Annotated in this window: 24 protein-coding genes, 1 tRNA gene and 1 pseudogene; 12 read left to right on the forward strand and 14 right to left on the reverse strand. The window is 34.8% G+C overall.

Annotated elements, in window-relative coordinates:
• Positions 1–2 precede the first annotated feature (2 nt).
• The 9 genes from H5J24_RS18210 to H5J24_RS18250 all read right to left on the reverse strand — a co-directional run bounded on the left by H5J24_RS18210 (position 3) and on the right by H5J24_RS18250 (position 4,341).
• Entirely contained in the window at positions 3–518 is a 516-nt protein-coding gene (locus H5J24_RS18210; protein WP_228407564.1) for a hypothetical protein, read from the reverse strand.
• Positions 496–975, reverse strand: a complete 480-nt coding sequence (locus H5J24_RS18215; protein ID WP_068939656.1) for a hypothetical protein — start codon at positions 973–975, stop codon at positions 496–498. The genes H5J24_RS18210 and H5J24_RS18215 overlap by 23 nt, the downstream gene beginning before the upstream one ends.
• Before the next feature lie 43 nt (positions 976–1,018).
• The gene (locus H5J24_RS18220; RefSeq protein WP_068939658.1) at positions 1,019–1,564 is read right to left on the reverse strand and encodes a hypothetical protein; all 546 of its coding nucleotides are present in this window, start codon (positions 1,562–1,564) and stop codon (positions 1,019–1,021) included.
• A gap of 106 nt (positions 1,565–1,670) precedes the next feature.
• Complete coding sequence (locus H5J24_RS18225; protein ID WP_068939661.1) at positions 1,671–2,225, reverse strand: DUF4303 domain-containing protein; 555 nt, start codon at positions 2,223–2,225, stop codon at positions 1,671–1,673.
• 121 nt (positions 2,226–2,346) lie between these two features.
• Entirely contained in the window at positions 2,347–2,523 is a 177-nt protein-coding gene (locus tag H5J24_RS18230) for a hypothetical protein (protein WP_167386947.1), read from the reverse strand.
• A gap of 29 nt (positions 2,524–2,552) precedes the next feature.
• Entirely contained in the window at positions 2,553–2,753 is a 201-nt protein-coding gene (locus tag H5J24_RS18235; RefSeq protein ID WP_232815752.1) for a hypothetical protein, read from the reverse strand.
• Positions 2,698–3,510 (reverse strand): YiiG family protein, encoded by an 813-nt coding sequence (locus H5J24_RS18240; RefSeq protein WP_232815753.1) that lies wholly within the window; start codon positions 3,508–3,510, stop codon positions 2,698–2,700. The genes H5J24_RS18235 and H5J24_RS18240 overlap by 56 nt, the downstream gene beginning before the upstream one ends.
• A gap of 16 nt (positions 3,511–3,526) precedes the next feature.
• The gene (locus H5J24_RS18245) at positions 3,527–4,000 is read right to left on the reverse strand and encodes a hypothetical protein (RefSeq protein WP_068939665.1); all 474 of its coding nucleotides are present in this window, start codon (positions 3,998–4,000) and stop codon (positions 3,527–3,529) included.
• A 20-nt stretch (positions 4,001–4,020) separates the two neighbouring features.
• The gene (locus H5J24_RS18250) at positions 4,021–4,341 is read right to left on the reverse strand and encodes a magnetosome magnetite crystal formation protein family (RefSeq protein WP_068940127.1); all 321 of its coding nucleotides are present in this window, start codon (positions 4,339–4,341) and stop codon (positions 4,021–4,023) included.
• Between the two features lie 333 nt (positions 4,342–4,674).
• Here H5J24_RS18250 and H5J24_RS18255 point away from each other — a divergent pair, with 333 nt between their 5' ends.
• From H5J24_RS18255 to gwsS, 5 genes are all read left to right on the forward strand, one after another.
• Complete coding sequence (locus H5J24_RS18255; RefSeq protein ID WP_232815754.1) at positions 4,675–6,429, forward strand: helix-turn-helix transcriptional regulator; 1,755 nt, start codon at positions 4,675–4,677, stop codon at positions 6,427–6,429.
• A gap of 574 nt (positions 6,430–7,003) precedes the next feature.
• Entirely contained in the window at positions 7,004–7,204 is a 201-nt protein-coding gene (locus H5J24_RS18260) for a TIGR04139 family peptide modification target (RefSeq protein ID WP_068939670.1), read from the forward strand.
• Between the two features lie 115 nt (positions 7,205–7,319).
• On the forward strand, positions 7,320–8,225 hold the full coding sequence (locus H5J24_RS18265) for a hypothetical protein (RefSeq protein ID WP_068939672.1): 906 nt from the start codon (positions 7,320–7,322) through the stop codon (positions 8,223–8,225).
• Positions 8,222–9,124: a grasp-with-spasm system ATP-grasp peptide maturase gene (gene gwsG / locus H5J24_RS18270; RefSeq protein ID WP_068939675.1), complete on the forward strand. Its 903-nt coding sequence runs from the start codon at positions 8,222–8,224 to the stop codon at positions 9,122–9,124. The genes H5J24_RS18265 and gwsG overlap by 4 nt, the downstream gene beginning before the upstream one ends.
• A gap of 175 nt (positions 9,125–9,299) precedes the next feature.
• Positions 9,300–10,379, forward strand: a complete 1,080-nt coding sequence (gene gwsS, locus H5J24_RS18275) for a grasp-with-spasm system SPASM domain peptide maturase (protein ID WP_068939679.1) — start codon at positions 9,300–9,302, stop codon at positions 10,377–10,379.
• Between the two features lie 57 nt (positions 10,380–10,436).
• On the opposite strand, the gene H5J24_RS18280 is transcribed toward gwsS, so the two are convergent.
• The 4 genes from H5J24_RS18280 to H5J24_RS18295 all read right to left on the reverse strand — a co-directional run bounded on the left by H5J24_RS18280 (position 10,437) and on the right by H5J24_RS18295 (position 16,289).
• A complete protein-coding gene (locus H5J24_RS18280; protein WP_068939681.1) occupies positions 10,437–10,814 on the reverse strand; it encodes a hypothetical protein in 378 nt (125 codons plus the stop codon).
• 69 nt (positions 10,815–10,883) lie between these two features.
• Positions 10,884–11,354, reverse strand: coding sequence for an Lrp/AsnC family transcriptional regulator (locus H5J24_RS18285; RefSeq protein ID WP_068939683.1), 471 nt, complete (start codon positions 11,352–11,354; stop codon positions 10,884–10,886).
• A 133-nt stretch (positions 11,355–11,487) separates the two neighbouring features.
• Complete coding sequence (locus H5J24_RS18290; RefSeq protein WP_232815755.1) at positions 11,488–16,071, reverse strand: translocation/assembly module TamB domain-containing protein; 4,584 nt, start codon at positions 16,069–16,071, stop codon at positions 11,488–11,490.
• The gene (locus tag H5J24_RS18295; RefSeq protein ID WP_232815756.1) at positions 15,990–16,289 is read right to left on the reverse strand and encodes a hypothetical protein; all 300 of its coding nucleotides are present in this window, start codon (positions 16,287–16,289) and stop codon (positions 15,990–15,992) included. Before H5J24_RS18295 ends, H5J24_RS18290 begins: the two co-directional genes overlap by 82 nt.
• Before the next feature lie 4 nt (positions 16,290–16,293).
• Between H5J24_RS18295 and tsaD the strand changes: the two are divergent.
• The 3 genes and pseudogenes from tsaD (at position 16,294) to H5J24_RS18310 (ending at position 18,395) form a co-directional block, all read left to right on the forward strand.
• Positions 16,294–17,311: pseudogene (gene tsaD / locus H5J24_RS18300) on the forward strand (tRNA (adenosine(37)-N6)-threonylcarbamoyltransferase complex transferase subunit TsaD).
• Positions 17,308–17,703 carry a hypothetical protein gene (locus tag H5J24_RS18305; RefSeq protein ID WP_068939689.1) on the forward strand — a complete coding sequence of 132 codons (396 nt, stop codon included), beginning with the start codon at positions 17,308–17,310 and terminating at the stop codon, positions 17,701–17,703. The pseudogene tsaD and the gene H5J24_RS18305 overlap by 4 nt, the downstream one beginning before the upstream one ends.
• Positions 17,700–18,395, forward strand: coding sequence for an RsmE family RNA methyltransferase (locus tag H5J24_RS18310; RefSeq protein ID WP_068939690.1), 696 nt, complete (start codon positions 17,700–17,702; stop codon positions 18,393–18,395). Before H5J24_RS18305 ends, H5J24_RS18310 begins: the two co-directional genes overlap by 4 nt.
• Before the next feature lie 234 nt (positions 18,396–18,629).
• Here the strand turns inward: H5J24_RS18310 and H5J24_RS18315 are convergent, their stop codons facing one another.
• The gene (locus H5J24_RS18315; protein ID WP_390881153.1) at positions 18,630–19,304 is read right to left on the reverse strand and encodes a TrmH family RNA methyltransferase; all 675 of its coding nucleotides are present in this window, start codon (positions 19,302–19,304) and stop codon (positions 18,630–18,632) included.
• Positions 19,305–19,470: 166 nt separating this feature from the next.
• Between H5J24_RS18315 and H5J24_RS18320 the strand changes: the two genes are divergently transcribed.
• The 4 genes from H5J24_RS18320 (at position 19,471) to H5J24_RS18335 (ending at position 22,480) form a co-directional block, all read left to right on the forward strand.
• A complete protein-coding gene (locus tag H5J24_RS18320) occupies positions 19,471–20,499 on the forward strand; it encodes an asparaginase (protein ID WP_068939694.1) in 1,029 nt (342 codons plus the stop codon).
• A gap of 45 nt (positions 20,500–20,544) precedes the next feature.
• Positions 20,545–20,631 (forward strand) — tRNA-Ser (locus tag H5J24_RS18325).
• Positions 20,632–21,284: 653 nt separating this feature from the next.
• Entirely contained in the window at positions 21,285–21,698 is a 414-nt protein-coding gene (locus H5J24_RS18330; protein ID WP_068939698.1) for a hypothetical protein, read from the forward strand.
• A 239-nt stretch (positions 21,699–21,937) separates the two neighbouring features.
• Entirely contained in the window at positions 21,938–22,480 is a 543-nt protein-coding gene (locus tag H5J24_RS18335) for a helix-turn-helix domain-containing protein (protein WP_068939700.1), read from the forward strand.
• Positions 22,481–22,532 lie beyond the last annotated feature (52 nt).

Consider the following 22,532-nt stretch of genomic DNA (forward strand, 5'->3'; position numbering starts at 1 on the left):
TTTTATTCATGTTCATTGAATGGGATTCCTACAGCAATCAGGATGGGACACAATATTTCTTTTATATAATTCTCTTCTCTTTCAATAGATTTCTTTGAGCCTGAAAAATAATTACTGATTCTATAGTTCTTTACAAACTGATGGCGCTTTCTTCCCATAGAATAGTAATATCCGCCTCTTTCATCATTGATAAAGTAGGTCATTTCATCAAAAGTCATGAGCTTTTTAGAGAGTATCAACTTCCTATAAATACATTTGTCTGATTTATCAAAAATATATTTTACTGGAATTCTGAAAAACAGATCAAACAGAAAATAGACCATATAGATTCCCCAAACCATCAATGTAATTTTGAACTGGTCCGAAGACATCTTATCCATAAAGTAACAGATAATCACAGGAAGAGCAATAATTCCCAATACCAGCCACCAAATTAAGGTATACAGGAAGTGGTAATTGGGCATCATGCTTATTTCGCTGCCGTTCTCTTCAAATTTATAACGGTCTATTACGTTCATGGTCCTGATCATTAATTCTCATGATGTCTTCAGTTTCATTGACCATCTTTTGGATTCCTTTCTGAGTCAGAGCCTGCCCAACGGTCAGATGCTTTTCTTTACCATCTATTTCAAAATAAATAGACAATATCACATTGGTAGTAATAAAACCCATATATTTTGTAGATAACACATGAAAATTGGTAAAATCCTTTATATCATAGGTTCTGGCCGGAACAAAAATGGTATGCTTTCCGGTAATCGTCTTTCGGTCCATATCGATGATGAATTTCTTGGTAAAAAAATTAATAATGATAAGAGCTACGACCGCAATGATAATAAAGCTGAAAGTTCTGGCAGAATTAAATATTACCCCTGCTATTATTAAAAATATAAGGCATAATACAGTAATAAAAACCGGTTGATTTCTAAACACATACTGGTTTCCTTCCTGCTTATAAAATTGATATGAATTCATAGTGAATTTGGTTTTATATTTTGTTTGATTTTATTGTTGGAAATTAATTTTCGTATCGTAATGCAATTTCATCTTCATTAATTGTTTTCAGGGTATTTAAATCTGTTCTGAAATAGGTATCATGAATAGAAAAATAGGCGTCCATTTTTACCTGGGTTTGGGCAGATGCTTTCTTCCAGCAATCAAAAACCCATTGTTCAAATATCTTGTACTTTTCCTCATCATATTCATCCAGAATATCATCAAAATCTTCTCCTTCATAATGATCTTGAAAATCTGAGGATGCAGTCCATATTTTTTCCGGAATAAGCGCATTCCAATCATCATCTTCATTGCCAGCACTTTTTTTAGTGGGTAAAAAAACGGTATTGGTAGCTATTTTACCTTTGCTGTCCACCCCCCAGAATACAATGTCTAAATATTCATATTCATACTCGAAATAAAAGGCTTTAATATCAGATTTCTCATCATTATCAAGATAACTGATATGTTCTCCATTCAACAGATCAATAAGATCATCCGTAAGCCGCTCTCGGATTTCTTCCAGGTATTTTTTTAATTCAATATTGAGTTTTTTCAAATCTTCCATAACCTGATTTTGTTTTAAAATTTATGATTGGATGTTTCTGAGACAATTATTTCACTCCGCTTCATTGTATATAATGAAATGTGTTTTTTTATTCTTCATCCTTAATTTAATTGTCCCAGGTGTCCATCCAATCCAGATATTCACTTTTATATTCATTATCATTCAACCGGATAATAATGTCTTTCAGATCCTGCTTCTCAAATTCATAATCTGAAACGGTGAAAATCAAGAAAACATCTTTTCCTATAGTATTTCTAAAAAAGTTCTCATTTTTAAGTTTCTCCAAAACTACAATACAGGTATCATAGAGCTTATCCTGAAACTCATGAAACCACTTACCATATTCCTCCTCATCTTCATATCGATTTTCATATTTCTCTAACTCTGTTCTCAGACTGGTACAGATATCATTAAATTCTTTATCTGCTCCTTCCATTTCATACGCCCATTCTGCCGGTTCATATTTAAAATAGACAGCATCATCCTCGTCTATATTTTTAAGCGCTTCCAGGGTATTGGAAGAGGGACATACAGTCATTGCCCCCTCATCACTGTACAATGCAAAACTGTAAATATTTTCAGCTCCGTGCTTTTCGGACATTTCTAAAAAAGCCTTCTTTGCTGCTGCCTCTATCTGTTTTTTCAACGTTTCAAAATCCATGCTTCATTTCTTTTTTTAAATGGGCGGTAAAATTACCCTTATCCTGCTAATTCAGATTAACATATTTATTAAAAGTACAGCCAGTTTCACGATTATGAATAGCCAATTTGGGTATAGAAAATTACCTGTTCTTGTTATACATGACCCATCCCGGAACTACAAAGGCCGCCGCAATAAGTAATGGAAGCAGTTCTCCATACCCAAACAGCCAGGAAGTTTCTTTGGAAGGACCTATTTTCACAACAACAGCTAAACAGAAACCTATGATGATCATGATAATTCCTAATGTCTTTTTCATACAACTTAATATTAATGGTTATAAATTCCTTAGTCTACAAAATTGTTATAGCGGCTAAGCACAGTACCGGCCTCATTTTCGAGGTCATCAAGATTTTTATTCAGTTCAGTACTGTTTTCATTCAAGCTTCTTTGGACGATTCTCATTTTTCCAAGAAAGTCACTCACCGAATTATTAAATGCTGTATAACTGCTCTCTTTCTGTTTTTCCGATGATGGAATTTTTTTCATCTACATTTCGTTTATAGAGAGTTTCCATTTGCTGATATTGCTGGCTAAACTTCTGTTTGTAAGCATTCATATCTTTAATATCATAGGAATCATCAATAATTTTTTGAGTAAATTCCATTGTTTCTTTTGAGTAGATGATATGATCCTTTAGTGGATGGTCTTTAAGCACTTCTATTTCTGCCTTATCAGCTTTTGGTGACAGTTTCACAAACAGTTCATTGGCAGCATTTCGGTTCTCCTGGATAAACTTACTTGCCTTTTCATTGATCTCAGCGATTTTCTTTCCTTTATCATCCTTCCAGTCTTCTCCATTTTTATAAGCCTCCAATTCTTTCTTCAGAACTTCCAGCTGAGCCGCCGTATCCTTCATTTTATCAACAAGAACCTGATAGTCTTTTCCCAATACATCCGGTGCTTTAATATCCTGGTTCATCCACATCGTTATGGTAGGCGTAAATATTGGAGACATGCCAATATATTGAGGATTTGCCGTTACACTCTTTACATATTCTTCCATCTGGCTGAGTGATTCCTGAAAATTTTTAATAAAATCTGCCTGAGCTTCATCCATTTTAACCACTTTATTATTAAAAGCAACGATATCTCTATTTTCATCGCCAGAATTAACACTAAAAGGATTTACCTGATTACTATTTCCAGGCTGTGAAAGCTTTTCTTTGATTTTCTCAAGTCTATCACAGGATGTCATAGAAAATCCTGTAATAATTATTCCTGCAATGATTAATGATTTTTTCATACTCTAATATTTAAAGTTAAATAGGTGTTGTTTTGTATTTTTCATTAACATCTTCCAATTCATTAATCACTTCCTGCATGGTTTTCTTACTGAAAGACTGAGATATTACCGGACGCTTAAAATGGGTCACATTTTTAAAATTACCATACAAATAGCATCCTAAAGGAATAAAACCTATATACATAGTCTGAAGCTCAAATCCCCCAAAGTCATTTAAATCATAAGTAAACTTTTTACGATTCAATCCTCTATTAGAAATAGTAAGAAGCTTTGATACAGGATCAAAAGTAATATCAGGAGGCATGAACGAAACAATGGTAAGAAGTAATGAAAATATCAACATTATAATTCCCGTTTTCAGATAATTGGTATTCACAATCACAATGATCGAAATTAAAACCCATGCAATCACTATAATATGCTGCAATGAAAGATATTGCTTTACCTGATAGCCCGTTCCCTCTCTTTTTAAATGTTTAAAATCGTCCATCCCTTTAAGTATTTGAAGTTCTATCCAATAAATGAAAATTGTTCTTCGGCTATTTTTCCAATCAATGGTAAAGGCTTCTCTACCTCATTAGCCGCATTAATAGCTCCAATAATCATGAGTACAAATGGTAATACTCCTAATACTCCCAGCATACCAATATGAGTAACTGAAATTAAAATCCCTAGAATAACAGGTAAAATAAAAGAAAGAATAACCGCTCCTAGAGCCTGTTTAAGGTGGTATTTTAATAAACTATCGGCCTTATCTTTTCCTGATATAAAAGAAATCAACCATCCAATAATGGTAATGTATGAGATGATAGATAATGTTTTGTTGTCCATGATAAAGTTTTTTTGAATTAATATTTTTTGATTTTTTGTTGGTTCAAAATTGCAACAGAAAAACAAAGCTTTAATTTTTCGGATACCTACAAAACAACTTCAACACAAAACAAAAGTGTCTACAAAGTGTCTACACATCCACACAAATAATTAATTTACAAACACTTAAGCACTATTGCCAATTTCATTTTTTTATATGAATTATTGATAAGTGTCTGCAATTTTTGTACTTTCACTTCATGAAAAAGCCGTTCACTTTTTTTTTATTTTTTATTCTTGATCTGCGTTCTCTGCCCTGCTCAAAATACATTTATTGAAGGTCTTCAAAATCAATTGAAAGACAATACGGCTGTTGAGGAAAAATTTAAAATCTATAATGAACTTACAGAATATTATAGAGTCAGTGACCAATATCCTGCTGCTGAAAAATATGTCCAGGAACAATTAAAATTGGCTAGAAATGAACATAATTATACAGAAGAGGTAAAAGCTTTAGTTCAAGATGGAATTATTAAACTTAATCAGTCACAATACGACAAAGTTCCTCAGCTAATTGATGAAGCGAATGCATCTGCACAAAAAACAAATGATAAAACGGCTTCACTATATGCAGCGTATTTAAATATCTACTATAATAATATCCTGGGTGAGTCTGAAAATACGATGAAACTGATTCAGAAAACTCTTCCTGAAGTTGAAAAGCTCTCCTCAGAAGTTCTTCTGAATGCTAAACTCAATTACCTTCTATACGGAATCCATTCTGAATGGAATGATGCTAAGAATGCCACAATCTATGCTCAAAAGGCTGTAGAATTGGCTCAAAAATCAGGGAATAAAAATATGCTGAGCTCAGCGTATTCCGCTATGGCTGTCTGTTATTATTTTCCCTATGAAAAAACAGGAGACTTAAAGGATCTGAAGCTTGTTACAGCAATGTGTAAAAAAGCAGTTGCTCTTTATCATCAGTTTCCGGGACAGGTTTCTGCCCACGCTCATGCTATGGCGTTATTAAACCTTGCCAACTACAACCTGAGTTCCCCTGTAATTACCCCGGAAATTCGCAAGGAAATCCAGGAAAATACTGCTGAAATCCTCTCCCTTACGCAGCATACCACATTAAACCAGGGTATTCAGGCAGGGGCCTTAGGAATCCTTAGTAATCTTGCTGCACGTGACGGAAATGATACCTTATCAGAACAATATCTTTTAAAAGCTGAGCAGATTTTACTTACTCAGCAGCCTGTCTATTACCATGTCATGATCAATGTAGTCAGCGATTTGGCTAAACTGTATGAAAAACGGAAAAACTATCAAAAGGCATATGAATATCAAGCTAAGGTAACGGAATACAACAGTCTTCTTTATAATGAAGGACAGGCAGAAACGGCCAAAAGACTTGAAGCCCAGTTCCAGTCTCAAAAAAAAGAATCTGAACTGAAAACCCTCACAGAAAAAACGGCAAGTCTGAAGAAAGAAAAGTTTCTCTATATTGGATTGGGAATCATTGGGGTGATTGGTGCATTTTTCATGTTCCGTTCTTATCATTATAAATTACGCTACTCTATAGCACAAGAGAAAAAATTAAATACTGAAAAACATGAAGCTGAAATGCTCGTAAAACTTCAGGAAGAAGAACAAGCCCGATTAAAAGCAGAACAGAAACTTCTTACCTTACAACAGCAGAAACTCCAAAGTGAAGTTCTTGCCAGCCAGCTCCATATTGAGCATAAAAATGAAGTCCTTTACCAACTTCAGACCCAACTTTCTGATACGGATATTAATATCAACCAGGTAGTCAAAGAGCAAAACCGCGTGGATAATGATTTTGAAAAGATCCGATTTACCATTCAGGAACTTCATCCTGACTTTTTTAAAAACATTAATGAAAAAGCCAAACAGAAACTTACCCCGCTGGACTTAAAATACTGTGCTTACATCTATCTCGGAATGGACACGAAACAAATAGCCAATCTCCTGAATGTGGAACCTAAAAGTGTAAGAATGACCAAATATCGTCTGAAAAAGAAATTCGGATTGGATGAGAGTATGGCTTTGGATACTTTCTTTCAAGGAGTATTTTCTGTATAAACCGCATTTTTGCTATGGATGCATGAATTATTTTGTGACTGTTTATAGGGGCATGCAATAAGCTCTCTTACTCATTCAATTCATTATACATAACCATTTATCAAGTAAATATCTGTTTTTTCAAAAAAAACCACCTTACTATCATTCAATATTTGCTTAGTCTAATATATTATGATACAATTTGTATTTAGCGTATCATTTGTGTACAATAGAAAATAGTTCTGAGTTTTTTGCTATACTCAATTAAGTTATTTATTCACTTTTCTAACAATAGTTTATACTATTTTCTATTTTCTAAAACATCATTAAAGCCTTGCCAAATTTGATACAATAAATCTGTACAATAACCTTAATTACTGTACAGATTATGGGTTTCCCGTGATGAAATTTTACAAAAAAAATACAATTTTAATCACATTAAAGTGATGTAATTATTTTTAGTTTTGAAATATCAACGTTGATAAAATTCTGTATTTAAATTGCATGTGTACAGTGCAAATTAAACATTAGAATGTATCACCCAATGTCAGGGATTATATGGCAGACTATTTATTAAACAAAAAAACTATCAAAAATGAAAAAATTAGTTGGAATGAAGAGAGACTTCTCTTCTCTAGAAAACAAAAAGATCAACAGAGAGGATATGAAAGCTGTTCAAGGAGCTCTTTGTTATGAAACATCAGAAAATGCAACATGCTATGATAAAAAGACTTACACTGATGCTGGTAAGCTTATCAATAAAATGTTTGTAGGTGAGAATTGCAGCGGATTGTAATATCATAGAATTATAGAGGGTTTATCCCTCTATTTTTTCCATATTATGGTTTATAAAAGATGCTCTATTACAAATATTAGCCATGTTTTAGTACTAAACTAATAAAAAACTTTCCATGAAAAATGATGTATACAAATTATTGCAATTTCTACTATTAACCCTCATCTTTCTTTTATTTTCGTGTAAAAACAGAGAACTTAATTATATTGATTATTATAATAAAGTATATACCATTGACAGTATTCATAGGATTCATAAAGATACTCTGGCTACTATTAAACAATATAAAGAGCTCTTTAGAAAATATCCTCCTGTGCAGAATGAGAGACTCGTAGAATATGAGACTTATATTAAAATGGCTGATAAATACCATCAAGATTTTGGAGGAATAAAAAGTCTTGATAAACTTATTGCACAAACCGGGCCTTACTGGAGACCTGAATCTGATTTTTTCCAGTTATATAAAAAATATGGAATAGATAGTTTACAAGTGGAACAAAAGTTTCAACAATGGAAAAGAAGCCTTAACCCGGTTTTAGTGGACTCATTCAGCATTGCTTTTACAAGAGATCAGTACAATAGGAATATTAAAGAAACTGTTGAAATGAACGATAAAAAAAATGCAGAGCTTTTAATATGGACTTTAAAGAATTATGGGTATCCATCTTTGCAAAAAAAAGGACATCTGGGAAGAGAGGGTCAATTAATGTCTATGGGAACCCTGCTTAACCATATGGCTTATACAAAATACTACGATTATTTTAAAAGAGAGTTATTACAATATGTAAAATCCGGAGAATGTACTCCCAGGGATTATACTGAAATGGTAGATAAATATCAATATGTGAATAATGGCATAACAATATACGGAATATTCATGCGCTATAGTGAGGCAAACCTAAATGCCGCCGATTCTGCAAGAATTGATAAAAACCGTGCTGCTATAGGCTTTCCCAGAATGAAAACCTCTATGAAGATTGCCAAAGATTTTTTTGATAAGCTTAAAAAACAAAAAAAATGATTCTCATTATTTCTGAAAATAGGGAAAATACAACCAATGAAGTCATCAAATATCTTCTGGCCATGAACAAAAGGTTCATCCGTGTACATGAAGATGAAATTTTTGAAATTAAAACCCACCAAAAGAGACTTCTTATGCTAAGCCAAAGAAATAGATTCTATCTTGATGAAATAAGCAGTGTATGGTACAGAACCGGAGGATTAAATTTCAAACGGCTACGGTATGAAAATGAATCTATTAATCTTAACATGAATGAATACCAACACTGGCTGGAAGATTATGTGAGAAAAACTTTAGAATCGAAAAAGCATATCAATAAAGAAAGCAATAGTGATGTAAACAAGCTTCTGGTATTGGAACAGGCCAAAAAAGCAGGTTTAGATGTACCGGATTATTTTCTGTCCGAAAATACAGATGAAGTAGAACTTCATAAAACCATCATCAAAACCATTGGCGGAAATCCGAGAGCAGAAAATATTATCCCGAATGCCACCGGTATGATGTATACTTCAATCGTGAAAGAATCACAAAAAGGAAGTTTCTTCATCACATTTTTCCAGGAAAAAATTGAAAAAGATTTTGAGATTAGGAGCTTTTATCTGAATGGAAAAGTTTGGTCAACAGCGATCTTTTCACAAAATAATGAGCAGACAAAAATTGATTTCAGAAAGTACAACCATAAAAAGCCCAACAGAAATGTTCCTTACCAGCTTCCCAAGAGTATTGAAAAGAAAATTCATTTACTGATGTTATCTCTGGACCTCAACTCCGGTTCATTGGATCTTATCAAGAGCAAGGATACATTTTATTTTTTAGAAGTAAATGCCATAGGCCAGTTTCTTGGGCATTCAGTGATCTGTAACTATTCGTTGGAAAAAGAAATAGCTGATTTTTTATGAAAAAAAAATTTATCCCAAAAGAGAAACATCCACTTCCTCTGATCTATAACTTCATGGAAATTGTAATAAACCAAGAAAGAGAGCAATCTGCGATAAATATCACTGTAACAAGTGAAAAATACCAAACCAATTTCTATGTAAAATCAAAACCTTATAAATTCTTAGTGAGGTTCTTATGAAATATTTCAATTTATTCAGTACGATTTTCATTACCAAAGGAGCTAACAGAATTTTAGTTTCAGATCTTCAGAGAAATACATCTGAACTCTATCCATTAGAATTATATGATCTGCTTGAAGAATTAAAGAAAAATTCCATTGAAGAGATCCTGGAAATGTATGATCAGAACTCTAAGGATATTGTTCAGGAATATTTAGAAATTCTGTCAGAAAGAGAATATGGCTTTATTACAGAAAATGACCATGATCGAAATTTTCCGCCATTATCATATGAATATAGGGAGGCAAACAAGATTAATGACCTCTTTATCGAAATTGCAGATATCAGCCTTTTAAAGAGGCTTAGAAGCTCTGTAGAGCAACTTGAGATTAGACATATGGTTATCTACAGTGCAAAACCCTTATCGGTAGAAGAATTTATCAATATAGACCATACTTTCACATTATCTGTGCTGGCAGGGATAGAAATAATTTCTCCTTTTCATCAGGAAATAGATCAAATCTTTCTACAGGAAATACATAATGAAACTGAAAGAATTTACAACCTCCTATTTTATCACTGCCCTCAAAAACGTTCCAGGGTAAAAAATGAATTCAGGTTTAGCGTGAATTTTGTAAAAGAACATATAAAAATATCATCCTGCGGAAAAGTAGATTTGAAATATTTCAATACCAATCTCCCCAAAGTGTTGGAAGCTGTCAACCATAACTCTTGTCTGCATAAAAAGATAGGCATAGATAAAGATGGCCATATTAAAAATTGTCCTTTAATGCAGGAGAGCTTTGGAAATATTCAGAACACAAGCCTGGAGGAAGCTTTAGCACAACCCGGATTCAGGAAATACTGGAATATTACTAAAGATAGCATTGAAGGGTGCAAAGACTGCGAATTCAGGCATATCTGTACAGACTGCAGGGCTTATACCGAACGATCGCATTATAGTGCGGAAAACCTGGATCTATCAAAGCCCTTAAAGTGTGGTTACAACCCTTATACCAATGAATGGAAAGAATGGAGTAAAAATCCCCTTAAACAGAAAGTCATTCATTATTATGAGATACAAAAAACAAAATAGCTTTTAAACAATGTTCAAAAGCTATTTTTATATAGAAATAAGAGATTAAAAAAACTCTTATTTAAAAAACTTCCACTTCGGGATAATGGCCAGCATCCCAAAACCTGTAAAAAGAAACAGATTGGTAACATCTGTATACAGGAAGGTAGACAGATAATAATTATGCATAAAGAAATGCAACACCAATAAAGCAGGGAACATAATAATTCCTACTTTTTTGTAAAAGAACATCAGCACCAGGCCAATCATCATTAATGCATCAATTGAAAAGATAACATAAAAATACCATCTTGGGATCTCAAGGTATTCATGCTGAAGATATTCATCAACATCTATTCCCAGTCCCATTACGGTAAACAACATTAAGGCAGCAAATGCCAATACAAATCCCCATCCTTTCTTCGGATCTTCGTCAAAATAGCTGTATTCTTCCATAGGTACAAAAATAAAGAACTTATGAGAGATTTCATAAGTTCTTTTATAGTTATTCGTTTAAAATTTGAATTAAATAGAGATCGCGTCGATCAGTCTATTTTTGTCACTCAAGAATTCTTCCATAGAGATCATACTTTCAGTTCTCATTACATCCTGAATGTCGTCGATCTGATAGATAATTCTTTTAGCATCATCCGTATTCTTCGCTCTTACTTTACAGAAAATATTATATTTCCCGGAAATAACGCTAGCTTCGATTACGTTAGGAATAGTTGACAATTCTTTCAATACTTCCTGAGTACGGTTTGATTTTGTCAAAAGGATTCCGATGAAAGCTGTAAAGTGATAATCCAGCTTACCATAATCGATGTTTAGAGATGATCCCAAAATAATACCTGCATCTTCCATCTTTTTCACTCTTACGTGAATTGTTCCAGCAGAAACATCCATCTGCTTAGCAATTTCTGTAAAAGGCATTCTTGTGTTTTCTACTAAGAAATCAAGAATCTTCTTGTCTATTTCGTCCAGTTGATAGTTCATATTAGTTAAATTACAATTTCTTTAAAAAATCTATGTATTTTTTGCAAATTTACGAAAAATAATTTAACTAAAAAAATATATCAAATATTAACAATAATTAACACGGATGATAAAAATCATTAAAATATTCCGATTATTTAGCATTCGATTTTGTAGAATCTGTTTTTATTTCCGTTTTCTCTGCAGATGCTTTTTTATCTTTTTTCTTCTTTTTAAACAAAGAATTAAAGCTTTTACTCCATAAGACCCCTACTCCATAGGCTTGATTAGCAGTTCCGTTTGTACTGATCATCCCAATATTGGTGGGCTTAGAGTATCCTCTTACCACCAAAGTACCGTCATTCTTTTTAGATAAATCATATTCTATAGAGCCTTCTCCCGAAAGATAATTGTTCTGAGCTCCGGTAGTACTTGCTTCCGTTTTGGATAATGGAATACCCAATCCGGTCTTGATATTTATCCTTGGTGAAAGGGCTACACTCACTCCAGCATTCGCTCTGTCTGCTGTATTTGAATTTTGGTCACCCTTTACATAGTTCAGGTCAATCTGGAATTCATTACTCATAGTATTAAGAACTGATCCCAGCTGTTTCAGAAGTATATTATATCCTTGTGATTCTGCAACGTTACCCATATTCACTTCTACTCCTCCGCTATTGGATACGTTAAAGGTACTCAACAAAAGAACGGAACCAAACTGAAGAACTTTTTCTCCTTCCTGGCTCATTTTAGCAGCCAATGTTTCTCTCACCTGGCTTGAAACATCCATTGCCGTGACATTCAGCTCCACCTTAGGATCTATAAGAGACTCTGTAATATTAGCCTGCAATAAAATACTTATCGGCTGCAGTTTCCCCATACTCAGATATTCCCCTGCATTGGAAACCATTCTTACATAGTTGGCAGTAATATCCAGCGCCGGTTTCATCGCATCACCATCCCATCTTATGCTGCTGTTTTTCTGGATTTGAAAGGTTTTATTAAGAATTGCTTTGGAAACAAATGTTCCGTTATCTACTTTATACGTGCCGTTCATCGCAATATTTCCCTGTCTATTCATCTGGAACCTCAGCGGATCTGCCGTCCCTTTTACGGTAATACTTCCCACATCATCTCCGATAAGTACATTTACTGTAGTTCCTTTATCTACAGCTAAATTGAAATCAATATACATATTGGCTCCGGTCTTTTTCTTCTCTTCTAATGTTACCAATCCATCTTTTCCTTCTTTCAGGAATCTAAGCATCTTGAATTCTTCAACATTTGAAGTGGAACTTGAGTTGAAAGTAAAAGTACTTCCGTTAAGTGCCCTCATATTAGGAGTAGTTATACTTAAACCAGACACAGGGCCGGAAACGTACAAATCACCTTGCCCATATACTCTTCCCCAAAACAAATCAGAATCTTTTTGAGTAGAATTCAGGACCAAAAGATTATCAGCTCTCATGATCAGATCGATACCCATTGAAGAAAGTGTTTCAAACCGGATCGCACCGGAAATATTCCCTTTAGAGTTGGTTCTTCCATCATGTACTTCAATATTGTTGAGAATGGCCAGCCCTTTACTTAATTGGATCACGTTATCATCAAATGAATAGTCTACCCCTGTAAACAGAAGTTTTAATCCGAAATCTTTTAAGGCAATGTCACCACTGTAATCAAGATTATTAAGCTTTCCATTAATCTTAAGATCTCCTGTTGCTTTTCCTCTAAGGTTTCCAAAAATAGATTGAACAAACTGTTGGGTGAAAGAAAGATCGAAGTCACGCATTTCTGCCGTAAGATCAATATCCGGAGAAGCGCTATTGTTATTTACAGTCCCCGTAAGATTTAAACTGTTGTTTCCTAGAACTCCTGCAGAATGAACCTTTACATCAATATCATATACGTTCAATGAGAACCCATTGGTAGCCGAAATGGAAATGGCTCCCATATCATTACCATTCATTTTAATATCATCTACATTAAGGTCTACCAGAGGCTGTAAAGTGCTTTTATCCATCTTGATCTTTACACTTCCGTTTGCCAGACCTTGAATATCCATGCTATTACCTCCAGACTGCATATCCAAAAGTTTCTCTATTGCAAAATCACTGATATCGGCATCTAAATAGAAATCCTTGATTGATTTAAATTGTGCTTCTTTGATAAACAAAGCACTCTTATCAGAATACACCCTCAGATTCCTGATATCGAAATCTCCGGTATTCTTCCTGTAAGTAATGGAATGATTAAGCTCAGGGCTGGTATCAATAGCCCAGGATACTTCATTAAATTTAACTTCCGTAGGCTCGAATCTGAAAACATAATCACCGGCTGCATCCGTAGATTGGTCTACATTAATAGCATATTCCTTCAGCTTTTCATTGATCTCATCATCCGGGCTTCCGTGCTTGAATACAGTAGACAGATGCAGGGTATTTCCGTTTTCGTTATTCCCTTTAAGTTCAAAATCTTTAATGATATTTTTATTGTACTCTAGTCTATTGATTCTTGCATATAGCTGCTGAGCAAGATTCGCAGTATTGATCCTTACCTTAACACTGTCTACCATGGCACTATCCTTACTCAGGTTTTTTCTAGTATTCATCTGGTAATCAGAATTGGAACTTGCCAATGCTTCATCTGCATTATTAATTTCCTCTTCTTTAGTCATAATATATTTCAGTGCCGTGGCATCAAGATTCAGGATCAGGTTATTTGAATCTCCATCATATTCACCTTCCACCATAGCTCCGTTAGGTAACTTCAGATCTGGTAAGAAATAGTTAACCAGTCCCTGTTGAACATCAAATTTCATGGCAAAATTCTGGCCTCGGTATAATTTTCTTGGCGGCGGTCCTACAAGAATTCGTCCTACTCCGTTTTCTACCATGCCTACAAGATCCGCAAGATTATATTTACCGGAAATTTTTCCGTTAGCTGCTCCCGGTGCATCCACATCAATAACACGTCCTCCGGCTTCAATAAAGGTTTTTAATTTCGCTGCAGGGATAGAGTATTTCTGTGTAGCGGTTGCAAAATGAATATTATTGGCATTTACGTCCAATGTAAGGTCATTAATGGATGACATAGACATTTTACCTTCTACCTGGCCGCTTACCATCTGGCTGCCGGGCTTATTGGTAAAATAATTCATATTCAGCTGGGTAACATCAGCATTCACATCCATTGCAATTTTCGAGGTACTGAAATCTATTAACCCTTTAATGGTGGCTTTTGCCTGTTCATCATTAACCGTAATCAGCCCGTTATATTTTTTATGGTCTAATAATCCGTCCAAATAGAGATTATTAATGACCTTATCCATAATTTCAATGCTGGTAATCTGGGATTTGGTGGTAAGACGCATTGTATTCACATCAAAGCTCTGCCCATTGAGATCAAAATTACCTGAAATCAATCCTACCGACTTATTTTTAGTAATTACAGAAGTATTAATATCTTTTACCTCAAGACGCCCTGAATACTTAGGCATAGCCGTGCTGTATCCTGTTAAAGACAGTTTAGAAATTTTCGCCTGTCCTATTCCTGTCATTAAATTCCCACTTTCTACATATATTTGGTCCGGATTTACTTTAGCCATTCCATTATATTTCAGTTTTCCAAAGTCATCTGCAAAATTCTTCATTTTGCTGGAGATGAATGTTGGCATCATTGCTTTCAGATCTTTATAGGTAAAATCGGTGGAAAGGTCTTTGGTTTCAATAGAAAAGTGTCCGTTCAGCAGGTTATCCACCTTCATGGTTTTGGTGGCAATATTCACATCAGGGTTTCTGATCAGAAAATTCTCTAAATGGAATTTATTTAAAGGACCTGTCATTTGTCCTGAAAGATTAAACGGCTTGATATTATCCCAATTGGTTACAAAATAACTGATATCATATCCACTTACCTGGCTTCCCTGATTGATATTCATATCCCAGCGAACCTTGTCTGCAAAATCAGCCCATGAACCATCATGAAGATTGAATTTTATATCTCCCTGAAGTAAGGTATGATCTGTATTTAAGGTAAGGTCTTTTAACGATAAAAACTGCTTGGTTAAAGACAGTTCTGTTGAAAAGGTATCTACAATATGAGACTTCCCCCATCTGGAGGTCACGAAAGACATATTATTAATAAGCGCCGTAATATTAGGGCCTACGACCTTCACATTGGGCGCTTTTAAATTAAATTTTGTTGCGGTAAGCCACTTCCCGTGATCCCCTTCAGAGTTCTGATTAACAATAGATACTTTAGAATCTATAATCTGTACTCTTGAATTCAGCTGAAAAGGAGGTTTCTTTGGATCTCTTTTCTTTCCATCATCAAATAACTCCGTAAATCTTACAAAATTGGAAATACTGTCGCCTTTATAAGTAATAACTTTTATTTCTGCATTAACAAGAGTAAGGGAATTAAAGCTTAAAGAATTGCTTTTGCCGGAAATAGCATTCGCTGCAAGAGAGAGCCAATCTGAATCAGCACGAAATTCACGAGCCTGAATAAAATCTAAGCCTTTATAGTCTTTTACTTTTAATCCTTTTATGGTAACATCTCCAAAATAGTTTACGTCTACGCTTTCCGTAGAAAACCCGGATTTAAAATCATTATTCACAAGCTTCAACGCCTGATCTGCAGCCCATTGTTTGGTTACCGGAAGGTTGATCGTGATAAGAACCCCTGCCACAAGAACAAGACCCAGCCAAAAAGAATAAGAAGAAGCTTTGCCCACCAGGTATAGCTGGTGACATCTTTCATAGCCTGTTTTCCAAACTCTTCAGCAGTCTCTACAGGGTGATTGATGGCGTCTGAAGCCAGTTCTGAGGCTTCTTTCACTGTTTCCCGTACCTTTCCCTCTACATTTTCAACAGTCTTCTGTACCTGATCCCCTAGGTTTTCAGCTACCGATTTTTTATTCTCATTCTCGTTATTATTCTCTAACTTTGCCATTATTATGAGCGACTCTATAATTTTAGGTATTGAATCGTCTTGCGACGACACCTCAGCAGCTATCATCAAGGGGAATTCTATTCTTTCAAATATTGCTGCGAACCAGGCTATCCATAAAGAATATGGAGGCGTGGTCCCTGAATTGGCTTCGCGAGCCCATCAACAAAATATAATCCCCGTTGTTGAAAAATCTTTTACCAAAGCAAATATACAACAAAATGCAATCTCTGCTATAGGATTTACACGCGGCCCCGGACTTTTGGGATCACTTCTTGTAGGAACATCATTTGCTAAGTCTCTGGCTATGAGTCTTAATGTACCATTAATTGAAGTTAATCACCTTCAAGCTCACATTCTGGCCCATTTCATCGAGGATGCAAATCCTGTGCCGCCAACTTTCCCTTTTCTGTGTCTTACCGTAAGTGGAGGCCATACGATGATTGTATTGGTAAAAGACTACTTTGATATGGAAATTATCGGAAAAACTACGGATGATGCCGCCGGAGAAGCCTTTGATAAAATCGGAAAAATATTCGACCTGGATTATCCTGCCGGACCTATCATCGACAGGTTAGCCAAAGAAGGAAATCCCGATGCATTTAAGTTTAATAAACCAAAGCTTGAAAACTACGACTATTCTTTCAGTGGTATTAAAACATCCGTTTTATATTTCATTCAGAAGGAAGTCAGAAAAAATCCGGATTTTATTAAGGATAATCTTAATGACCTTTGTGCCTCTGTACAGAAATGCATCATTGAGATCTTAATGAATAAGCTTGAAAAAGCAGCTAAAGATCTTGATGTAAAAGATGTAGCCATCGCAGGTGGAGTTTCTGCCAATTCTGCATTGAGAAAAGCTTATGGAAGACAACAAAGAAAAATTAGGATGGAATATCTACATTCCAAAGTTTGAATATACTACCGATAATGCAGCAATGATTGCCATGGTAGCTCAATTGAAGTTTGAAAGAGGTGAATTTACAGATCTGAGAACTTCTGCTACTGCAAAATATGACTTATGAAAATACTCTTAGAAGAAAAAATACTGGGAACGCATTCTAAAAAGAACTCAAAATATTATTGGGTACTAGAAACCGTTACCGGAAAAAATGAAGATTCAGAAGCACTTAATGATTATTTTCCGGCAAGTTCTGAGACAGGATATATTCAGGATGTAAAAGAAGAAATTCTTGAGAAAATAAATTCTGAAAACCTTTTCAGCTTTCCGTATACTCCCAAAGAAGGAGATTATTTATCCATCAAAAATAATTTAAGAAAACAGGAATATCTTAATCTTATTTTCATTAATGATAAGTGGATAGAAGAAATCTATATGTGCAGTTACCGTGAATGTGATACAGATATTTACACGACTATAAAAACAGGAGTTGCATTTTTAACTCAGGATATATGAAACTATTTTACGGAGAAATAACAGGCAATACTGTTATCATCAACGACGAGGAACAACAGCATATTGTAAAAGTTCTTCGAATGAGATCAGGTGAAGAGATTCATGTAACAGACGGAAAAGGAGCCTTGGCTTCAGGAACACTTGTTATCGAAGGCAAAAAAGCCGGTATTGATGTTTCAGAAATCAAAACCGATCTTCCAGGCTTTACCCCTAAACTTCATATTGCCATTGCTCCAACAAAGAATATTGACAGAATTGAATTTTTTGTGGAAAAAGCAGTGGAAATGGGTATCACTGAGATCAGCATTATTGCTACAGAAAAAACAGAGCGTAAAAATATCAATATCGATAAGATCAGAAAACAGGCTATTGCAGCCTCTAAACAAAGCTTGAGATTTCATTTCCCTGTTATTCATGATGCCGTAAAGCTTACTGATTTCTTAAAAGGTATTAATCCTGATAACACTTTTGTGGCACACTGTCATGAAAACCTGGAAAGAATGGAACTTAAGAGTATTCCTGCCATGAAAGAGATCACTTTTCTCATTGGTCCTGAAGGGGATTTTTCAGAAAAGGAAATTGCATTTCTGGCGGAACAGAAAATTAAAGCGGTTTCATTAGGAAACCAAAGGTTAAGAACTGAAACAGCAGGTCTTTTTATAGCTGCCTGGAATTATTATAATATGATTTAGTCTGAAGTAACTTTATATTGATAGAGTTCCAGCAAGAAAAAGTTTGACAATTATACCATTTCATGTTCACTGTCATTGACTACGTCGAATCTTAGATTTCTGACGAAGGAAAAATCTCTTTCTTTACTGAGATTCTTCACTCCACTTCGTTACATTCAGAATGACAGTGCCCACAGATAGATAGCAACAATAAAAAAGGAGGTTTTACGACCTCCTTTTTCTATGCTTCATTACTTATTTCCAATCAATATTATTTTCTTTCAGATATTTGTCAAAAATCTGCTGACCGCTTCTTATAGAGTTTACTGTCCAAAGGATTTTCATTCTTAGCAGCTTTTCTTCATCCAGTTTATAATCAATCCCAGATTTTATCAGCTTTTGTTTCAATTCATACATACATATGGAAGCAGCTACGGAAACGTTGAAGCTTCGTGTAAAACCATACATCGGAATCGCCAGTGTTTCATCTGCAAAATCCAGAATTTCCTGAGAAACGCCTTCCATTTCTGTTCCGAAAACCAACGCTATAGGTTCTGTAATTTCGTATTCAGGTAACATTTTAGCATTATTTTCCAATGAAACGACTACAATTTTGTAGCCCCTGTCTTTAATTTCCTGGAAGGATTCCATATTTCGGGGAAGTTTTTCAACCTCCACCCAGGTATCGGCTCCTTTGGTTACTCTAAGATTGGGTTCAAAACTATATTCTTCCTGCAAAGCCACTACTTTATGAAAACCACAGGCTTCTACAGAACGTACAATAGCTGCTGCATTCCTGAACTGATAAATATCTTCTACTACAGGAAGTACAAAGTCTGAACTTTCCTGAGAAAAGTGCTCAATTTTTGCTAACCTTTCTTCTGTTAAAAACTGTTTTAAATATTCATAAGTTTGTGCTAAATCGTTCATCTGCATTTAGTTATTTTTTCAATAGCTCAATATAAAACCTACAATTACAATCTTATTCTTATAAAATTTAATCATAAGTCTTTATTCATTTTCAAATCTTTGCAAATTAACGTAATTTTGGGCTATGATCCTTAACCGGGATTAAATTCTTAATTAAAAATAATACATGAAGCGAAAAGTCCTACTCATCTATACCGGCGGAACCATCGGTATGGAAAAAGATTATGAAACCGGAAGCCTGCGTGCCTTTGATTTTGGCAATATCTTCGAAAAGATGCCTGAAATGAAGCTTATGGAATGTGAAGTTTTCGTACATCCTTTTGCCAAACCACTGGACTCTTCAGACATGGGACCTGAGGAATGGAGAGTGATCGCCAATTACATTCATGAGAATTACAATGAATATGATGGTTTTCTGATCCTTCATGGGACAGACACTATGTCTTATACCGCTTCAGCATTAAGCTTCATGTTAAAAGGATTAAGAAAACCTGTGATTATGACCGGTTCACAGCTCCCTATTGGAGATCTTAGAACTGATGCCAAGGAAAATCTTCTGACCAGTTTATATTATGCAAGCTTATACGAACATGACGAAGCGGTTATCCAGGAAGTTGCTATTTATTTCGAATATAAACTTTTAAGAGGAAACAGAACATTGAAATATTCAGCAGAATATTTTGATGCGTATGCAAGTCCTAACTACCCTATCCTTGGGCAGTCCGGGGTTCATTTAAACATCATCAAAGACAATCTTTTCCGTTGTGCTCCTGAAGTTGAGTTTCATGTTGACGAACATATCTCTGAAGACGTTTTGTTCTGGAGAATTTTCCCGGGAATGCACCTGAGCCACTTCAGAGAAATTCCTAAAATGAAAGTATTGATCCTACAGGTTTTTGGTTCCGGAACTATTTTCAGCAGTGAAAAAACCCAGGAAACGCTTCAGGAAATCAGGAATAATGGTACAGAGATCGTAGTAGTGAGCCAATGTATCTCTGGAGGTATTTCGTTCGGGAAATATGAGAACAGTAATATTTTCTCAAGAATCGGGGCCATCAGTGGAAGAGATATGACTGCAGAGACTGCCATTACGAAAGCAATGCACCTGATTGACAATCCAAATTACTCCGGAAGTTTCGCGGACAACTTTACCCAAAGCCTTTGCGGAGAAATTACTGCTGAAAAAATGCACTAAAAATTTGGTAATTAAAGAAAATATCCTATTTTTGCAATCTCAAAAAGAAAGGTGTCCGAGTGGTTGAAGGAGCTACCCTGGAAAGGTAGTATACGGGTAACTGTATCGAGGGTTCGAATCCCTTCCTTTCTGCAAAGAAAAGTCTTAAGTTTTCACTTAAGGCTTTTTTTGTTTTCATATCCTTTATGGCCATTGATGGCCAATAATTTGCGGCTTAATTTGACGCAAAGTTTTATGATAAAAATCTTATACTTTAAGAAGACTAAGAGAGACGACTTCGTCACTGATGAAATAACCCGGATAATGCGTTTGCTTAAAAAGAATCAACAACGTTGTTTCCTTCTTTGCTCCCTAAAAGCTACAGAGCAGGATCATGAAATGTTGCCTTAAAAGCAGAAACTCTTATAATTTAAACGCCAAGTTCGCAAAAAATAACATTAAACTTTATAGTTTTGTTCGCAAGGGCATTGCATTCAGCAAATGAAGATAATACTGACTAAAAAAGTTATTCATTGCCGAGTGAAACGCCTTTACGACCTTAAAGAGTCACATAACCTCATGATAGAGCTTTGCAAGCATTGCGTTAATAAAAAGTTTTACTGCCTGTATATGCCAAAATTGATGACAGACTCTTATAGTTCCTAAAAAGAGGTAAAATTATTTTTCCATTTTCCATTCATCTAAGTATTTCTACTCGACTATGTAATTGGTTATTTCTACTCTACAATATCTCTTTTATTCTTCGTTACTTTGGTCTATACAATAACCACAAAAATCAATTTAATATGACATCAACAAGCGTAAATGCCAATTCATCCGGCCAGTTACAACTGGGAGGCGGAGCACAGTTTTGGGTATATCTTTCCCCTCAGCATGAAACTTCTAAAATGATTACCAAATGGCGTGTAACATTTTCACAAGGAAACTGGAGTGATTCTATTTCAAGTGACAACCCGACAAAACAAATCCAAACACCTAATCTTTCAGGTATTTTCGAGATTAAAGTTGAATTATTAAGTGGTTCAACCGGTACATGGAGACAAATTCCTCCTCAGGCAGGAAGCCATAATGAAATTGGCTGTAATTCTAATTGTGCTTCTATGGTAGGAATTGTTGCTGACAGTACCAACCCTCCTATCGGTGCTATTAATGCTCATTTCTGGACTACCTGGGATGCGATGTGCAGAACAGGAGCATAAGAATATAGCAGGATTTCAAAAATCGATCATTATAATCAATTCTACTGCGGTATTTTTTAATATCGCAGTTTTTCGTTTTTCACAATAACTACTTATAAATCAATATATCAATATGTATAAAAATGATTTTTCCACATTTTACTAACAAGTTATCCACAATAAATTAAACCTATTAACCAGCAATTCTATCGTGAACATAACTTTTGTTAAATTAGTACCATAATTATTACAATCAGATCATGGAAAACCAGGTTAAAATTTTGAGAGAAAAAATGAATATGACTCAAAATGAACTTGCAGAGAGGTCCGGGCTTTCTCTCCGGACCGTTCAAAGGGTTGAAGCTGGAAGTATCTTAAAAGGTTTTACTTTAAAAGCACTTGCACGGGCTTTGGATGCACAAGCTGAAGATCTTATTATTTCCTTAAAAGAAGAGATTAATGTTCAACGCGCCAAAAAGATTAATTTATCAGCACTGGCTGGGCTTTTCATTCCGTATGGCAGCATTATTATTCCTGCTATTTTAACCTATCAGACAAAGGATTTAAAAAACAAGGAACTGGGAAAAAGCATTCTCTGCATACAGATTATTATATCAGTCATTTTTTCGGTTTTAATGATTATCAGCCCATTTATTCAAAAGCTTTTTACTTTTCATTTTCCACTTTTTATCATTACATTAGTTCTGTTTTTAGGTTTAAAACTATTCATTATCATTAACAATGGAATCAGCCTGAACAAAACACATGATTTAAGTATCAAACTGAAAACCAATTTCATATAATCCAAGACATAGAAATGTCGTAAAATTGTCGTATCATTTTTATGTGAAAACA

Origin of the sequence: Chryseobacterium capnotolerans, from assembly GCF_021278965.1 — a bacterium.
GTDB lineage: Bacteria > Bacteroidota > Bacteroidia > Flavobacteriales > Weeksellaceae > Chryseobacterium > Chryseobacterium capnotolerans.

Coding starts and splice junctions, on each gene's coding strand:
- gwsG (WP_068939675.1), top strand. CDS start 8,222: ATGATTCTCATTATTTCTGAAAATAGGGAAAATACAACCAATGAAGTC.
- H5J24_RS18265 (WP_068939672.1), top strand. CDS start 7,320: ATGAAAAATGATGTATACAAATTATTGCAATTTCTACTATTAACCCTC.
- gwsS (WP_068939679.1), top strand. CDS start 9,300: ATGAAATATTTCAATTTATTCAGTACGATTTTCATTACCAAAGGAGCT.
- H5J24_RS18210 (WP_228407564.1), bottom strand. CDS start 518: ATGAACGTAATAGACCGTTATAAATTTGAAGAGAACGGCAGCGAAATA.
- H5J24_RS18315 (WP_390881153.1), bottom strand. CDS start 19,304: ATGAACGATTTAGCACAAACTTATGAATATTTAAAACAGTTTTTAACA.
- H5J24_RS18285 (WP_068939683.1), bottom strand. CDS start 11,354: ATGAACTATCAACTGGACGAAATAGACAAGAAGATTCTTGATTTCTTA.
- H5J24_RS18310 (WP_068939690.1), top strand. CDS start 17,700: ATGAAACTATTTTACGGAGAAATAACAGGCAATACTGTTATCATCAAC.
- H5J24_RS18295 (WP_232815756.1), bottom strand. CDS start 16,289: ATGGCAAAGTTAGAGAATAATAACGAGAATGAGAATAAAAAATCGGTA.
- H5J24_RS18225 (WP_068939661.1), bottom strand. CDS start 2,225: ATGGATTTTGAAACGTTGAAAAAACAGATAGAGGCAGCAGCAAAGAAG.
- H5J24_RS18215 (WP_068939656.1), bottom strand. CDS start 975: ATGAATTCATATCAATTTTATAAGCAGGAAGGAAACCAGTATGTGTTT.
- H5J24_RS18335 (WP_068939700.1), top strand. CDS start 21,938: ATGGAAAACCAGGTTAAAATTTTGAGAGAAAAAATGAATATGACTCAA.
- H5J24_RS18260 (WP_068939670.1), top strand. CDS start 7,004: ATGAAAAAATTAGTTGGAATGAAGAGAGACTTCTCTTCTCTAGAAAAC.
- H5J24_RS18240 (WP_232815753.1), bottom strand. CDS start 3,510: ATGAAAAAATCATTAATCATTGCAGGAATAATTATTACAGGATTTTCT.
- H5J24_RS18245 (WP_068939665.1), bottom strand. CDS start 4,000: ATGGACGATTTTAAACATTTAAAAAGAGAGGGAACGGGCTATCAGGTA.
- H5J24_RS18220 (WP_068939658.1), bottom strand. CDS start 1,564: ATGGAAGATTTGAAAAAACTCAATATTGAATTAAAAAAATACCTGGAA.
- H5J24_RS18330 (WP_068939698.1), top strand. CDS start 21,285: ATGACATCAACAAGCGTAAATGCCAATTCATCCGGCCAGTTACAACTG.
- H5J24_RS18280 (WP_068939681.1), bottom strand. CDS start 10,814: ATGGAAGAATACAGCTATTTTGACGAAGATCCGAAGAAAGGATGGGGA.
- H5J24_RS18305 (WP_068939689.1), top strand. CDS start 17,308: ATGAAAATACTCTTAGAAGAAAAAATACTGGGAACGCATTCTAAAAAG.
- H5J24_RS18230 (WP_167386947.1), bottom strand. CDS start 2,523: ATGAAAAAGACATTAGGAATTATCATGATCATCATAGGTTTCTGTTTA.
- H5J24_RS18320 (WP_068939694.1), top strand. CDS start 19,471: ATGAAGCGAAAAGTCCTACTCATCTATACCGGCGGAACCATCGGTATG.
- H5J24_RS18250 (WP_068940127.1), bottom strand. CDS start 4,341: ATGGACAACAAAACATTATCTATCATCTCATACATTACCATTATTGGA.
- H5J24_RS18235 (WP_232815752.1), bottom strand. CDS start 2,753: ATGAAAAAAATTCCATCATCGGAAAAACAGAAAGAGAGCAGTTATACA.